Source organism: Variovorax sp. 01N425 (genome assembly GCF_056399465.1).
Map to the genome: position 1 here is coordinate 134,596 of NZ_JBFTRJ010000012.1, position 15,454 is coordinate 150,049.

Genomic DNA, 15,454 nt, shown 5'->3' on the forward strand with positions numbered 1-15,454 from the left:
AAGAACAAATGACATGACCCGACGAGGACCATTCAAGCCATGACCTACCTGCTCGCCCTCGACCAGGGCACCTCCAGCTCCCGCAGCATCGTGTTCGACCGCGAAGGCCGCATCGTCGCCATCGCGCAGAAGGAGCTCACGCAAATCTATCCGCGGCCCGGCTGGGTCGAACACGACCCGATGGAGATCTGGCACAGCCAGCTTGCCACCGCGCGCGACGTGCTCGCCAAGGCCAAGGTCCAGCCCGCGGACATCCACGCCATCGGCATCACCAACCAGCGCGAGACCACCCTGCTGTGGAACCGCAAGACCGGCCAGCCCGTGCACCACGCCATCGTCTGGCAGGACCGGCGCGCCGAGCCGATGTGCGCGCAGCTGCGCGACCAGGGCATGGCCGCCACCATCCAGGAGAAGACCGGGCTCGTCATCGATGCCTATTTTTCCGGCACCAAGCTGCGCTGGCTGCTCGACAACGTGCCCGGCGCGCGCGCCCAGGCCGAGCGCGGCGAGCTCGCCTTCGGCACCGTCGACAGCTGGCTCATGTGGCAGCTCACCGGCGGCAAGGTGCACGTGACCGACGTGAGCAACGCCTCGCGCACCATGCTCTTCAACGTGCACCGCAACGAATGGGATGCCGACCTGCTCAAGGCGCTCGACATTCCCGCTGCGCTCATGCCCAGCGTGCAGCCGTCGAGCTCGCACTTTGCCGACACCGACGCCGCCCTGCTCGGCCGCGCGCTGCCCATCGGCGGCGTGGCCGGCGACCAGCAGAGCGCCCTCTTCGGCCAGGCCTGCTTTGCGGCCGGCATGGCCAAGAACACCTACGGCACCGGCTGCTTCCTGCTGATGCACACCGGCGGCGAATTCCAGCCCTCGCACAACGGCCTGCTCGTGACCAGCGCCGCGCAGACCAGCGCCACGCCGCAGTACGCGATGGAAGGCAGCGTGTTCGTCGGCGGCGCCGTGGTGCAGTGGCTGCGCGACGGCCTGAAGGCCATCAAGGGCAGCGCGGAAGTGCAGTCGCTCGCCGAAAGCGTGCCCGATGCGGGCGGCGTGATGATGGTGCCGGCCTTCACCGGCCTGGGCGCGCCCTACTGGGACGCCGATGCGCGCGGCACCATCACCGGCCTCACGCGCGGGACCACGGTGGCGCACATCGCGCGCGCCGCGCTCGAGAGCATCGCCTACCAGAGCGCCGCGCTGCTGCAGGCCATGAGCCGCGATGCGGTGGCGGCCGGCGGCACGCCCGTCGCCGAACTGCGCGTGGACGGCGGCGCCAGCGTGAACGACCTGCTGATGCAGTTCCAGGCCGACCTGCTGGGCATTCCCGTGGTGCGGCCCGAAGTGATCGAGACCACCGCGCTCGGCGCCGCCTACCTGGCGGGCCTGTCGACCGGCGTCTACAGCGACGCGCGGCAGCTCTCGAAGCTGTGGAAGGTGGAGCGGCGCTTCATGCCGACCATGGGCCGCGCGCAGGCCGAGGAATCGATGGCGCGCTGGGAGCGCGCGGTGCGGCAGGCCACGGCGACCTGAGGCCTACCAGCCCCACACCAGGCGCCGCGCCACCCAGCCGGTGCCGCCGCCTTCGTGCCGGACCTTGACCCAGTCGCCGCGGCGCTCGAGCGTGCGCAGCACGTCGCCATACGCTGCCCGCTTCACCACCGGGCTGCGCGTGCTCGGCGACCTGCGCAGCACGGCCACCTTGGCCTTCACCACGTGGTGCGGCGTCTTGCTGGTCATCGGGCGGTAGACCCATGCCTTGTCGTTCTCGAAGTCGCTGACCCGCAGCCAGTCGCCCTTGCGGCCGATGACGCGGAACGGGTAGCCCTTGCCCACGGTCCAGTGCGCTTCGTAGCGCTGGCCGGGACCGGTGCGCATGTTCAGGGTGTTGGCCGCGGAACTGACCATCTGCCGCTCGGCGGCGGATGCAGACGGCAGTGCCACCCACGAGAGAACGAATGCGAGGAGCAGCGCGGGCAGTCGGCTGGATCTGAACATGGAGGGAGGGTTCCTTTCTATCGGGCTTCACGAAGATGTCCGGCGATGCCGGGCGAGCCCGTCTGGGCCTGCGAGGCGCAATAAGTTCCGTGGGGGATATCCCGCAGCGCCGCAGCAAAGACCCCGTTGCAGCCCGGACACTGGCAGGCAGCGCACACGCCGCGGGGCAAAATGCGCCCGCCCTCTCGACCTCCCGCTTTGCACGATTGACCACCCTCCACTCCGAAGCGTCCGCTGTCCGGAACGCCTCGCACCCCCTGCTCGCCTGCGGCGCGGTCGGTGCCACGCTGCTGGCATTCATCGTGCTGGGCCACGACGGCCGGCGCATCGCGCAGCTCGCGGTGCTCGCCGCGCCGATGGTGCTGTGGCTCGCGTGGCCGCTGCGCAGCGTGCGGCTGCGGCGCCTGCGCGCGGCGCTCGTCTGGCTCTGGGTGATGGGCTTCGCGCTCGACGGCGTGGCGCGCGCCTACCTGCTCGACACCTACCAGGCCGCGCCCGACGGCGCGATGGTGCTGGGCGCCGCGGCCAACACCAGCGTGCGCGAAAGCACCGAATACCTGAGGATGCACTGGCGGTCCGCCGTCGTCTGGTCGGCGGCGCTGGCGGGGGCCGCGGTGCTCGCGGGCATGTTCGTTCGGCGCGGTGCGGCGGCGGTTTCAGCTTCGGCGGCGCCGGGTGTGCGCCAACGCCTTCCGTTCTGGCTGAGGTCGCTGGTGCTCATGGTGCTGCTGCTCGCCTGCCTGGCCTATGCGAGCAAGCCGTGGCGCCGGCTGCATCCCGCGCTGTTCTGGTCCCAGTGGTCGCATTCGGTCCAGGCGCTGCGCGCCGCATGGGCCGACCAGCAGCAGGTGCGCGACCGCATGATGGCGCAGGCCAAGGCGATCGCGCCCGTGCCGCTGGAGGCCGGCCCGTCGACGGTGGTGCTGGTCATCACCGACAGCATCAACCGCGACAACATGGCGCTCTACGGCTACGGCCGCCCCACCACGCCGCGCCTGCTGGCGCACAAGGCGCAGGCCGGCGACCAGATGGCCGTGCTGCGCAATGCGTGGTCGGCGGACGCGAGCACCCTGCCCGCGCTGCGCAACCTGTTCCACTTCGGCTTGCCCCACACGGAGAACGGCGAGAACCCGCCGCACCTGCTGGCGCTGGCACGCGCCGCGGGCTACAAGGTCTGGTGGATCAGCAACCATGACGACCTGGCCATCGAGCAGCAGCATGCGCGCTTCGCCGATGTGGTGGACATGGTGAACCGCACGCCCGGCCGCGCCAGCGCCTCGCTGGACGGCGAGATCCTCGACTGCGTGCAGGAGGCGCTGCAGGATGCGGGCACCGACCGCAAGCTGATCGTGGTGCACCTGATGGGCGCGCACCCGCACTACAGCCTGCGCTTTCCCGAGAACGCCAATCCCTTCGACGACGACGTGGATGCGGTCGAGACCGGCCTGGTGAAGAACGGCCGGTCGGCCTGGGTGCGCCGCTTCCGGCAGGAGTACGACGCCGCGCTGCTGTACCACGACTTCGTGGTGTCCGAGCTTTTGCAGCAGACGCGCAGCGCGGGCAAGCCGCATGACTATCGCGCCTGGATCTACCTGTCGGACCACGGCCAGGAAGTGGGGCATGGCAGCGACCGTGCGGGCCACAGCCCTTCGACCGCTTCGGGCTACCGCATTCCGGCGGTGATCTGGCGCAACCGGCAGCCGCTGCCGGACGGCGCCGCGCAGCAGCAGCCCTTTCGCGCCGACTGGGCGGCCTGGACGCTGATGGACCTGCTCAAGATCCAGTGGCGCGGCCAGGTGCCCGAGCGCAACGTGCTGGACCCGGCCTACCGCTGGCAGCCTCCGAAGATCCCGGTGGCCGTCGAGTCGTTCTCGCGCTGAGGAAGGGCCGCCGGGGCTGCCCGCTCAGTGCGCCGGCACCAGGAAGTCCTGGCTGATGCGCCCGCCGAGCTCGTTCACCCGGTCGAGGAACTGCGTGAGGTAGGCATGCAGCCCGGTCGCAAGGATTTCGTCGACGCGCGCGTACTGCAGGTCAGCCAGCAGCTTGCCGGCGCGGCGCTGGGTTTCGGCGCTCTGCTCGTTCTGCACCTTGGCGAGGTTGTTCACCACTTCGACCAGGCTCGCATGCAGCGAGCGCGGCATGTCGGCGCGAAGAATGAGCAGCTCGGCCACGCGCTCGGGCTTGATCACGTCGCGGTACACCTTGCGGTACACCTCGAAGGCCGAGACGCTGCGCAGGATCGCGCTCCAGTGATAGAAGTCGTACTCCTGGTCTTCTTCCGTGGCGGTGCCGAAGAACTCGCTGTTGAGCGCGTGGAACTTCACGTCCACCAGCCGCGCGGTGTTGTCGGCGCGCTCCAGAAAGGTGCCAAGGCGCGAGAAGTAGAACGCCTCGTCCTGCAGCATGGTGCCGAGCGTGACGCCGCGCGACAGGTGCGAGCGGAACTTGACCCATTCGAAGAACTGGGCCGGGTCGCGCTCGAAATCGCCGGCGCGCAGCATGCGGTTGACCTCGAGCCAGGTGGTGTTCTGGGTTTCCCAGGCCTCGGTGGTGAGCGCGCCGCGAACCGCCCGCGCATTCTCGCGCGCGGCCTTGAGGCACGAAAGGATGGAAGACGGATTGCTCTCGTCCTTGACCATGAACTCCATCACGTCGTGCGGCGTGATCTGCTCGTACTTCTTGTTGTACGAAGGCAGCAGCTCGCTGATGGACAACACGCCCTGCCAGCCGTACTTGGCCACTTCGGCCGACTGGGGCAGCAGCGAGGTCTGGTAGTTGACGTCGAGCATGCGGGCGGTGTTCTCCGCGCGCTCGGTGTAGCGGGACATCCAGTAGAGGTGATCAGCGGTGCGTGACAGCATCTTTTGTGCTCCTACGATTGGCTTTGCGACTGTGCCGCCTTGTTGGGCCTGGGCGCGCGGTCGGCTTCGAGGATCCAGGTGTCCTTGGTGCCGCCGCCCTGCGATGAATTGACCACCAGCGAACCCTCCTTGAGTGCCACGCGCGTGAGGCCGCCGGGCACCATCTGCACCTCGCTGCCCGAAAGCACGAAGGGGCGCAGGTCGATGTGGCGCGGCGCAATGCCGGCGTCGACGAAGGTCGGCGAGGTCGACAGGCTCAGCGTGGGCTGCGCGATGTAGCCGTCGGGCTTGGCGATGACGGCCTTCTTGAAGTCCTCGATCTCGGCCTGCGTGGCGGCCGGGCCGATCAGCATGCCGTAGCCGCCGGCGCCGTGCACCTCTTTCACGACCAGGTCCTTCATGTTGTCGAGCGTGTACTGCAGCTCGTCCTTGTTGCGGCACATGTAGGTGGGCACGTTCTTCAGGATCGGCTTTTCGCCGAGGTAGAACTCGACCATCTTGGGCACGTAGGGGTAGATCGACTTGTCGTCGGCCACGCCGGTGCCCACGGCATTGCAGATGACGACGTTGCCTTCGCGGTAGGCGCGCATCAGGCCCGCGCAGCCGAGCGTGGAGGTGGGGCGGAAGACCTCGGGGTCGAGGAAGTCGTCGTCGACGCGGCGGTAGATCACGTCGACGCGCCGCGGCCCGCGCGTGGTGCGCATGTAGACGAAGTTGTCCTTCACGAACAGATCCTGCCCCTCGACCAGTTCCACGCCCATCTGCTGGGCGAGGAAGGCATGCTCGAAGTAGGCGCTGTTGTACATGCCGGGCGTGAGCACCACCACCGTGGGCTCGGCCGTGGCGGGCGGTGCGCTGGCGCGCAGCGTTTCCAGCAGCAGGTCGGGGTAGTGCGCCACGGGCGCGATGCGGTTCTGGTTGAACAGCTCGGGGAAGAGCCGCATCATCATCTTGCGGTTTTCCAGCATGTAGCTCACGCCGCTGGGCACGCGCAGGTTGTCCTCGAGCACGTAGTACTCGCCGTTGCCCTGGGCATCGGGGGCGCGCACGATGTCGATGCCCGAGATGTTGGAGTACACGTTGTGCGGCACGTTGACGCCCATCATCTCGGGGCGGAACTGCGCGTTGTTCAGGATCTGCTCGGCCGGAATGATGCCGGCCTTGATGATTTCCTGGTCGTGGTAGACGTCATGCAGGAAGCGGTTGAGCGCCGTCACGCGCTGCACCAGCCCCTTTTCCATGCTCTCCCACTCGTGGGCCGGAATGATGCGCGGCAGCAGGTCGAACGGTATGAGCCGCTCGGTGCCGGAACCGTCCTCGTCCTTGGCGCCGTACACCGCAAAGGTGATGCCGACCCGGCGGAAGATCATTTCCGCCTCTTCGCGCCGCGATCGCATCACCTCGCCGGGTTGCTTCGCAAGCCATTGGTCGTAGCGCTTGTAGTGCTGTCGGATTGCAGCCCCCGCATAGGGCAACTGCTCATACATCTCGTCGAATTTGTGCATGGAACGACCAATCTCCTTGAGCCATAGCTTAGCAAGTTCGAGGCCAGTGAAAGCCCTATGTTGAGGCGAAACACCGCGCCGCCGCCCGCTTTCACGGCAGGCGGTGGTGCCAATACCGGGCATTGCGCTCCCGTTCGCAGCCGACTTCGCCCGGTTCCCGGCTGCGCCACAGCACGGCGCCGCAAGGCACGCTCTCGACCAGCTTCACGCCCTGCGCGGCATAGCGCTCGACCACTTCCGGGGCCGGATGGCCGAAACGGTTGCGGTAGCCCGCCTGGACCAGCGCGATGCGCGGGCGCACCGCCTCGAGGAACGCGGCGCTCGACGAGCTCTTGCTGCCGTGGTGCGGCGCGAGCAGCACGTCGGCGCGCAGGTCGGCCGCGCGCGACACCAGCGCCGCCTCCTGCAGGCGCTCGATGTCGCCGGCCAGCAGCACCGTGGCGCCGCCGTTGGCGATGCGCAGCACGCAAGAAATGGCATTGGGCTTGGTGAACGACAGGTAGTCGCCCGCCGCCGGATGGAGGATCTCGAAATCCACGCCGTCCCAGCTCCAGCGCTGCCCCGCCTCGCAGCGCCGGGCCGGCCGCACCGACTGCAGCGGGTGCGCGGCTTCGATCGAGCTCGACAGCGCCGCCTGCGGCTGCATCGCGAGCACCGCGGGCGCGCCGCCGGTGTGGTCGCTGTCGCGGTGGCTCAGCACCAGCATGTCCAGCCGCTCGTCGAAGGCGCGCAGCAGCGGCACGAGCACGCGGTGGCCGGCGTCGCTCTCGAGGCTGTAGCGCGGACCCGCGTCGTACAGCAGGCTGTGCGTTGCGGTGCGCACGAGGATCGCGTTGCCCTGCCCGATGTCCGCAGCCAGCAGCTCGAACTGCCCCGCGGCCGGCCGGGGCGCGTGCCAGAGCAGCACCGGCAAGAGGAGCGGCAGGCCCAGCGTGCGCAGCGACCACGGCAGCCGCATCGCAAGCAGGACGCCGCCCGCCACGCCGCAGGCCGCCATCCACACGGGCGGCGCCGCCATCGAGAGCGTGGCGTACGGCAGTGCGGCCAGCCAGCGCAGCAGCAGGGCCAGCGCCTGCACGGCCCAGGCGGCAAGATCCCAGAGCGGCGGCGCCACCGCCCCCAGCATCGCCAGCGGCGTGACCACCAGCGTGACCCAGGGGATCGCCACCGCATTGGCCAGCAGCCCCACCACCGACACCTGCTGGAAAAGCAGCAGGCTCAATGGCGTCAGCGCCAGCGTGATCACCCACTGCTCGCGGAAGAAGGCCAACAGCCGGGCCGACCGGCCCGCCGCCTCCTCGGCCGGCCGCATGAAGCCGGTCGCGAACAGGATGCCGACCGCCACGAAGCTGAGCCAGAAACCGGCCTGCATCAGCGCCCACGGGTCGACGGCCACCACCACCGCCGCGATCAGCAGCCAGACATGGGGCCATGGCCAGCGCCGCCCCGTGAGCCGCAGCAGCGCCGCGGTCGCGAGCATCCAGACCGTGCGCTGCGAAGGCACGCCCCAGCCGCTGAAAAGCGCATAGAGCCCGGCCAGCAGCACGCCACCGGCCAGCGCGGCCTGCGGCGCGGGAACGCGCAGCATCAGCCGGCCGCTGCGCCGCCACAGCGCGCCCACCGCGTGCGCGGCAAGCCAGGCGAACATGGTGATGTGCAGCCCCGAAATCGACATCAGGTGGGCCACGCCGGTGGCGCGGAACACATCCCAGTCGCTGCGGTCGATGGCGCCCTGGTCGCCGGTCACGAGTGCGGCGATGACGCCGGCCTGCCGCGCGTCGGCCACGCGCTCGAACACCGCATCGCGCACCGCCTCCCGCGCACGCTCGATCGGATGCAGCCATGTGGATTGCAGGTGTGCCGGTGCGGCATCGCGGGCGCCGGTTCGCACATAGCCGCTGGCATGCACGCCCTGCTCCCAGAGCCACAGTTCGCTGTCGAAGCCGTGCGGATTGAGATTGCCGTGCGGCGCCTTGAGCCGCACGGTGAGGCGCCAGCGCTCGCCCGCATGCAGCGCGGCCGCGTCGCCGGCCGTGGCTCGGCCTTCCGTCGCGCGCCCCCAGAGAGAGCTGTCCTCGCGGTACCAGCCGAGCGCGATGCGCGCCGGAACGCGTGGCGCAGCCCCGGCGCGCCCATCCGCCCAGCGCGCCGACTCCACATCAAGCCGAAAGCGCGTGCCGCCCTCGTTGCGCTGGGGCATCTGCGCGACCACGCCCACCACCTGCAGGTCGCGGCCTTCGAGGGCCGGGTCGAGCGCGCCCGCTGCGTAGACCGCCGCGCGCCAGCCCGCGAGCCCGCCGGCGGCAAGCGCACCGCAGGCCAGCGCAAGGGCCATCGCAAGCCCTGCCGGCATGCGCCACGCACGAAGCGGCCATCGCCATCGGCGCGACAGTGCCGCCAGCCCCGCAAGGCCCGCGAAGAGCAGCGCCGCATAGGCACCCGCGCTCCACAGCCGCGGCTGCTGCAGTTGCAAGGCCGCGCCGAGCAGCGATCCGCCCAGCGCAGCAAAGGCCCACGACGCCGCCGCGGCACGTGCCGGCCTCACCGGCCAACTCCAGAACACATGATGCAAACCCTCCCCATGCTCGCGCTCAGTGGCGCGTTAATTGCTTTGCTTCTGGGCTAGTATGCGTCTCACAAGAGACATCTTTTCGATGCAATCTCGCAGTACTGCACACAAAACGCATGTCCATTCACGCCGCACTCCACCACGTCACCCACTACAAATACGACCGCCTGGTGCAGTTGGGCCCGCAGGTCGTGCGCTTGCGCCCCGCGCCGCACTGCCGCAGCAACGTCATCTCGTATTCGCTGCAGGTCGAGCCGGCCGAGCACTTCGTCAACTGGATGCAGGACCCGTTCGCCAACTACCAGGCGCGGCTCGTGTTTCCCGAGAAGACGCGCGAGTTCAAGGTCACGGTCGACCTGGTCGTCGAGATGGCGGTCTACAACCCCTTCGACTTCTTCCTCGAGCCGCAGGCCGAGAACTTCCCGTTCAAGTACACCGCCTCGCAGGCCGAGGAACTCGCGCCCTATCTCGTCACCGAGGAACCCACGCCGCTGCTGGCGGCTTACCTCGACAAGATCGAGCGCAAGGAGCAGCGCACCATCGACTTCCTGGTCGGCCTCAACCAGCAGGTGCAGCAGGACGTCAACTACCTGATCCGCATGGAGCCCGGCGTGCAGACGCCGGAAGAAACGCTCACCAGCGGCAGCGGCTCCTGCCGCGACTCGGGCTGGCTGCTGGTGCAGCTGCTGCGCCATTGCGGCCTGGCCGCGCGCTTCGTCTCGGGCTACCTGATCCAGCTCACGCCCGACGTCAAGGCGCTCGACGGCCCGAGCGGCACCACGGTCGACTTCACCGACCTGCACGCCTGGTGCGAGGTCTTCCTGCCCGGCGCGGGCTGGATCGGCCTGGATGCCACCTCGGGCCTCCTGGCCGGCGAAGGCCACATCCCGCTCGCCTGCACGCCCACGCCTTCGAGCGCCGCGCCCATCGAAGGCGGGGTGGACGAAGCCGAGGTCGACTTCGGCCATGAGATGAAGGTCACGCGCATCTACGAATCGCCGCGCGTGACCAAGCCCTACACCGAGGAGCAATGGGCCGAGGTGCTCGCGCTCGGCGACGCGGTCGATGCGCGGCTGAAAGCCGGCGACGTGCGCCTCACGATGGGTGGCGAGCCCACCTACGTGGCCACCAGCGACCGCGACGCGCCCGAGTGGAACACCGATGCGCTCGGCCCCACCAAGCGCGGCTATGCCACCGAGCTCGTGCACAAGCTGCGCGCCGAGTACGGCCAGGGCGGCTTCCTGCATTTCGGCCAGGGCAAGTGGTACCCGGGCGAGCAGCTGCCGCGCTGGGCGCTGTCGATCTTCTGGCGCGCCGACGGCCAGACGCTCTGGCACGACCCCGAACTCTTCGCCGACGAGCGCGTGCCCACGCACTACACGAGCGAAGACGCGCGCCGCTTCACCACCGTGCTGGCGCACAAGCTCGGCATCACCGAACGCTACGTCCAGCCCGGCTACGAAGACGTCTACTACTACCTCTGGCGCGAACGCCGCCTGCCGGTCAACGTCGACCCCTTCGAGTCGAAGCTCGACGACGAGCTCGAGCGCGTCCGCCTGCGCCGCGTGTTCACGCAGAAGCTCGACGCGGTCATCGGCTACATGCTGCCGCTGGAACCCGCCAACGCCGATGCCGACGCGCCCGCGCTCGAAGGCCCGGGCTGGAAGACCGGCCCCTGGTTCCTGCGCGACGACCGGCTCTACCTGATCCCGGGCGATTCGCCGATGGGCTACCGCCTGCCGCTCGATTCGCAGCCCTGGGCCAGCAAGGGCGACTACCCCTACCTCGTCGAGCGCGACCCCACCGCGCCGCGCGCCGCGCTGCCGAGTTCGGCCGACTACCGCGCGCGCTATGCCGTGCCGGCCGGCGGCGCAGCGGGCGCCGACCTGGGCGCCGTGCCTTATGCCTTCGGTGCGCCGCCGGTGGTGCCTGCGGCCCTGCGCATGCAGGCGCCGGGCGAGGCAGCCGCAGCAGGCACGGCCGCGGGCGGCGATGCCACCGCAGCCGACGACGCAGCAGCAGCCACCCGCTCTTCCGCCACGCCGTCCACGCGCCAGCCGGTGCGCGGCGAATCGGCCCACTGGGTCACGCGCACCGCGCTGTGCGTCGAAGTGCGCGATCCGCGCCGCGCCAACGGCCCCGCGGCCGAGAAAAAGGGCAGCGCCTCGGGCGTGCTCTATGTCTTCATGCCGCCGCTCGCGCGCCTGGAGGACTACCTCGACCTGGTCGCGGCCGTCGAAGCCACCGCCCAGCAGCTCGGCATGCGCATCGTGATGGAAGGCTATCCGCCGCCGCGCGACCCGCGCCTGAAGACGCTGGCCGTCACACCCGACCCGGGCGTGATCGAAGTCAACATCCATCCGGCCCACAACTGGAAGGAACTGGTCGCCCACACCGAGTTCCTCTACAACGCCGCGTTCGAGACCCGCCTCTCGGCCGAGAAGTTCATGACCGACGGGCGCCACACCGGCACCGGCGGCGGCAACCACTTCGTGATGGGCGGCGCCACGCCGGCCGACAGCCCGTTCCTGCGCCGGCCCGAGCTGCTCGCGAGCCTCTTGCTCTACTGGCACAACCACCCGTCGCTGAGCTACCTGTTCTCGGGCATGTTCATCGGCCCGACCAGCCAGGCGCCGCGCGTGGACGAGGCGCGCAACGACCAGGTCTACGAACTTGAAATCGCGCTGAAGGAAATCGCGAGAAGCCGCGAGATCCACGGCCAGAACATGCCGGCCTGGCTGGTGGACCGCACGCTGCGCAACATCCTGATCGACGTGTCGGGCAACACCCACCGCAGCGAGTTCTGCATCGACAAGCTCTACTCGCCCGATTCGAGCACCGGCCGCCTCGGCCTGCTGGAGCTGCGCGCCTTCGAGATGCCGCCGCATGCGCGCATGAGCATTGCGCAGCAGTTGCTCATTCGCGCGCTGGTGGCCCGCTTCTGGGACGAGCCGTACAAGGCGCCCGTCACCCGCTGGGGCACCGAGCTGCACGACCGCTTCCTGCTGCCGACCTTCGTCAAGATGGATTTCGACGACGTGATCAGCGAGATGCGCCAGGCCGGCTTCGCCTTCGATGCCGACTGGTTCGCGCCGCACCTGGAGTTCCGCTTTCCGCTGGTGGGCCAGGTGCAGGCCATGGGCGTGGAGCTGTCGCTGCGCAATGCGCTGGAGCCGTGGCACGTGATGGGCGAGGAAGGCTCGGCCGGCGGCACGGTGCGCTACGTCGATTCGTCGCTCGAGCGCATCGAGGTGCGCGTGACCGGCCTGAACGAAAGCCGCCACGTGATCACCGTCAACGGCAAGGTGCTGCCGCTGCAGCCCACGGGCACCGTCGGCGAATTCGTGGCGGGCGTGCGCTACAAGGCCTGGAACCCGCCGTCGGCGCTGCATCCGAGCATCGGCGCCCATGCGCCGCTCACCTTCGACATCGTCGACACCTGGATGAAGCGCTCGCTGGGCGGCTGCCAGTACTTCGTGGCCCACCCGGGCGGGCGCAACTACGACACCTTCCCGGTCAATGCCTACGAGGCGGAAAGCCGGCGCATGTCGCGCTTCACGCAGATGGGCCACACGCCGGGGCTGATGCGTACGCCGCCGGCCACCATCGAGCTCGCGGGCAGCCGCGAATTCCCGTTCACGCTCGATTTGCGGCGCTGACAGGGGTTTGAAAAGCCCGCAAGAGGACATTCAGCACATCGCCCGTCATCCGGCCGGTGACGGCAATGTGACAATCCACCTCCTGTGGAACCCCTGAACGAATCCCTGTTCGATGCCCAGGCGCTGGAATTTCCAGCCGCCCTGGCGTCGGCGCTCGCGCCGGCCGCCCTGCCCGGCCACTTCGACGAACTGCGCGGGCAGGCCACGCCCGCGGTGCCCGCGCGGCCGGCCGCGGGGGCAGCGCCCTTGGCGCCGATGCCGCCCATGCTCTACGACGCTGCGGCGCAGCCGCCGGGTCCGTCGCAGGCTCAATCACAGACACAAACTCAAACCCAGATCCTTCAGCCCGCCCCCGGCGACACCCCGCCGCTCACGCCCGCCTGGAACGCCTTCTTCGAGCAGCTCGGCCCGGGCGGATTCAACGACCTGCCACGGCGCGCGGTCAGCCTCGAGCGGCAGATCCGGGACAACGGCGTCACCTACAACGTCTATGCCGACGCCGACGGTCCGCAGCGGCCCTGGTCGCTCGACCTGTTCCCGCTGATCGTCTCGCCCGAGAGCTGGGCCCAGATCGAGACCGGCGTGCTGCAGCGCACGCGCGTGCTCGACCGCGTCATGGCCGATGTCTACGGCCCGCAGCAGCTGCTGGCCGAAGGCCTGCTGCCGGCGGCGCTGGTGCACGGCCATCCCGGCTACCTGCGCGCGATGCACGGCGTGAAGCCGCCGGGCGACACATGGCTGCACATCGCGGCCTTCGACCTCGCCCGCGGGCCCGATGGCAACTGGTGGGTGGTGTCGCAGCGCACCCAGGCGCCCTCGGGCCTGGGCTACCTGCTCGAGAACCGGCTGGCCATCACGCGCCAGTTTCCGCAGGCGTTCGAGGCCCTGCAGGTGCAGCGCCTGGCCGCCACCTACAGCGCCATGATGGACGGCCTGCAGCGCATGTGCCCGGCCGGCGTGCCGCCGCACATCGCGCTGCTGACGCCCGGCCCCTACAACGAGACCTACTTCGAGCATGCGTACCTCGCGCGCTACCTGGGCCTGACGCTGGTCGAGGGCAGCGACCTCACGGTGCGCGACCAGCGCCTCTACCTCAAGACCCTGCAGGGGCTGCGGCCGGTGCACGGCCTCATCAAGCGGCTGGACGACCAGTTCCTCGACCCGCTCGAGCTGCGCCCCGATTCCACGCTGGGCGTGCCGGGCCTGCTGCAGGCGATTCGCGCCGGCAACGTGCTGGTGGCCAACATGCCGGGCTCGGCCTTCCTCGAGTCGCCCGCGCTGCTGGGCTTCCTGCCCGGGCTCGCGCGCCGCCTCATCGGCGAAAAGCTCAAGCTGCCGGCGCTGCCGACCTGGTGGTGCGGCGAGCGCGCCGCGCTCGAGGCGGTGCTGCCGCAGCTGGGCGACTGCGCCATCAAGCCCACCTATCCCGGGTCGGACGGGCAGACCAGCTTCGACGCGGTGCTCGGCAGCAAGCTCAGCCGGCGCGAGCTCGACGAATGGGCCGGCCGCATCGTGCGCGAGGGCGAGGCCCACACGGTCCAGAGCTACCTGCCGCTGTCGCAGATGCCCACCTGGGCCAACGACATGGGCCCCGGCCACATCGCGCCGCGCGCGATGCTGCTGCGCGTCTTCGCGGTGAGCGATGGGCCGCAGTCCTGGCGCGTGCTGCCGGGCGGGCTGGCGCGGCTGGCGGGCCGCGATGCGCAGATCGCCTCCATGCAGCGCGGCGGCAGCAGCGCCGACGTGTGGGTGCAGACGCACGGCGAGGTCGACCGCACCACGCTGCTGCAGCCGCATGCCACGCCGGCCTCGCTCGCGCGGCACCGTGCGCCCGTGACCAGCCGCGCGGCCGAGAACATGTTCTGGCTCGGCCGCTACACCGAGCGCGCCGAAAACGCCGTGCGCCTCGCGCGCCTCACGCTCAACCTGCTGGGCAGCGAAGACCAATCGTCGCGCCCGCTGCTCGACTGGCTGCACCGCATGGCGCTGCGCAATGCGCTGGTGCCGGCCGAGGCGCCGAGCGCGCCGCAGTCGCGCCGCGTGTTCGAACGCGCGCTGATCGCCGAGCTCGGCGACGTGGCGCGCGGCGGCAGCGTGGGCTTCAGCCTGCGCTGCATCCGGCAGGCCGCCGCCGCCGTGCGCGAACGGCTCTCGCAGGACACCTGGAACCAGATCGTGCGCGCCGAGGCCGACTTTTTGCGGCGCGCGGCCGAGCAGGCCGGCGAAGGCAGCTTTGCCACCGGCGCCGCGCTGCGCGCGCTCGAATCCGCCAGCACCGCGCTCGCCGCCATGACCGGCGCGCAGACCGACCGCATGACGCGCGACGACGCCTGGCGCCTGCTGTCGATCGGCCGCCACATCGAGCGGCTGGGCTTTCTTGCGAGCGCGCTGGAGGCCGGTTTCGAGAACGGCGCCGTGCACGAAGTGAGCGGCTTCGAAGCCATGGTGGCGCTGTTCGACAGCACCATCACCTTCCACGCCCGCTACCAGCAGCGGCGCGACGTGGCCACGCTGGTCGACCTGCTGGTGCTCGATGCCGAGAACCCGCGCTCGCTGGCGTGGGTCACGCAGACGCTGCGCGGACGCATCGCGCGCCTGGCCGGCAGCGCGCCCGGCAAGCTCACCGCGCTGTCGTACGAGCTGCCCGACCCCGCCGCCTGGACGCTCGAGCATCTCTGCGCGGCCGGCGCCGAGGCCGACTACCCGGCGCTGGTGCAGCTTCTGGCCAGTTGCGAGACGGCGGCCTACCATGTGTCCGACGCCATCGGCACGCGCTATTTCACGCTCACCTCGGAATCGCTGCGCTCGGTCGGCGCCTGAGGCGGGACGGCCCGCGCCGCTTCGCACTGCAACCCCACAGGA

8 protein-coding genes are annotated in these 15,454 nt (G+C 70.0%); 4 read left to right on the plus strand and 4 right to left on the minus strand.

What is annotated here, in order from left to right; genetic code table 11:
- Positions 1-39: 39 nt before the first annotated feature.
- On the plus strand, positions 40-1,533 hold the full coding sequence (glpK, locus tag AC1DSC_RS21960) for a glycerol kinase GlpK (RefSeq protein ID WP_369663098.1): 1,494 nt from the start codon (positions 40-42) through the stop codon (positions 1,531-1,533).
- Positions 1,534-1,536: 3 nt separating this feature from the next.
- Here glpK and AC1DSC_RS21965 read toward each other — a convergent pair whose 3' ends face one another.
- Positions 1,537-1,998: an SH3 domain-containing protein gene (locus tag AC1DSC_RS21965; RefSeq protein ID WP_369663099.1), complete on the minus strand. Its 462-nt coding sequence runs from the start codon at positions 1,996-1,998 to the stop codon at positions 1,537-1,539.
- 35 nt (positions 1,999-2,033) lie between these two features.
- Here AC1DSC_RS21965 and AC1DSC_RS21970 point away from each other — a divergent pair, with 35 nt between their 5' ends.
- Entirely contained in the window at positions 2,034-3,878 is a 1,845-nt protein-coding gene (locus AC1DSC_RS21970) for a phosphoethanolamine transferase (protein ID WP_369663100.1), read from the plus strand.
- Positions 3,879-3,902: 24 nt separating this feature from the next.
- On the opposite strand, the gene AC1DSC_RS21975 is transcribed toward AC1DSC_RS21970, so the two are convergent.
- From AC1DSC_RS21975 to AC1DSC_RS21985, 3 genes are all read right to left on the minus strand, one after another.
- Positions 3,903-4,859, minus strand: a complete 957-nt coding sequence (locus AC1DSC_RS21975; RefSeq protein WP_012748499.1) for an alpha-E domain-containing protein — start codon at positions 4,857-4,859, stop codon at positions 3,903-3,905.
- A gap of 11 nt (positions 4,860-4,870) precedes the next feature.
- The gene (locus tag AC1DSC_RS21980; RefSeq protein ID WP_012748500.1) at positions 4,871-6,364 is read right to left on the minus strand and encodes a circularly permuted type 2 ATP-grasp protein; all 1,494 of its coding nucleotides are present in this window, start codon (positions 6,362-6,364) and stop codon (positions 4,871-4,873) included.
- A 91-nt stretch (positions 6,365-6,455) separates the two neighbouring features.
- The gene (locus AC1DSC_RS21985; RefSeq protein WP_369663101.1) at positions 6,456-8,909 is read right to left on the minus strand and encodes a DNA internalization-related competence protein ComEC/Rec2; all 2,454 of its coding nucleotides are present in this window, start codon (positions 8,907-8,909) and stop codon (positions 6,456-6,458) included.
- Positions 8,910-9,049: 140 nt separating this feature from the next.
- On the opposite strand from AC1DSC_RS21985, the gene AC1DSC_RS21990 reads away from it, so the two are divergent.
- Entirely contained in the window at positions 9,050-12,592 is a 3,543-nt protein-coding gene (locus AC1DSC_RS21990) for a transglutaminase family protein (protein WP_436287862.1), read from the plus strand.
- An 84-nt stretch (positions 12,593-12,676) separates the two neighbouring features.
- Positions 12,677-15,412, plus strand: a complete 2,736-nt coding sequence (locus AC1DSC_RS21995) for a circularly permuted type 2 ATP-grasp protein (protein WP_369663103.1) — start codon at positions 12,677-12,679, stop codon at positions 15,410-15,412.
- Positions 15,413-15,454 lie beyond the last annotated feature (42 nt).

Bases quoted from the DNA above. Each gene is read 5' to 3' on its own strand.
- glpK (WP_369663098.1), top strand. From the start codon at position 40: ATGACCTACCTGCTCGCCCTCGACCAGGGCACCTCCAGCTCCCGCAGC.
- AC1DSC_RS21965 (WP_369663099.1), bottom strand. From the start codon at position 1,998: ATGTTCAGATCCAGCCGACTGCCCGCGCTGCTCCTCGCATTCGTTCTC.
- AC1DSC_RS21970 (WP_369663100.1), top strand. From the start codon at position 2,034: ATGTCCGGCGATGCCGGGCGAGCCCGTCTGGGCCTGCGAGGCGCAATA.
- AC1DSC_RS21975 (WP_012748499.1), bottom strand. From the start codon at position 4,859: ATGCTGTCACGCACCGCTGATCACCTCTACTGGATGTCCCGCTACACC.
- AC1DSC_RS21980 (WP_012748500.1), bottom strand. From the start codon at position 6,364: ATGCACAAATTCGACGAGATGTATGAGCAGTTGCCCTATGCGGGGGCT.
- AC1DSC_RS21990 (WP_436287862.1), top strand. From the start codon at position 9,050: ATGTCCATTCACGCCGCACTCCACCACGTCACCCACTACAAATACGAC.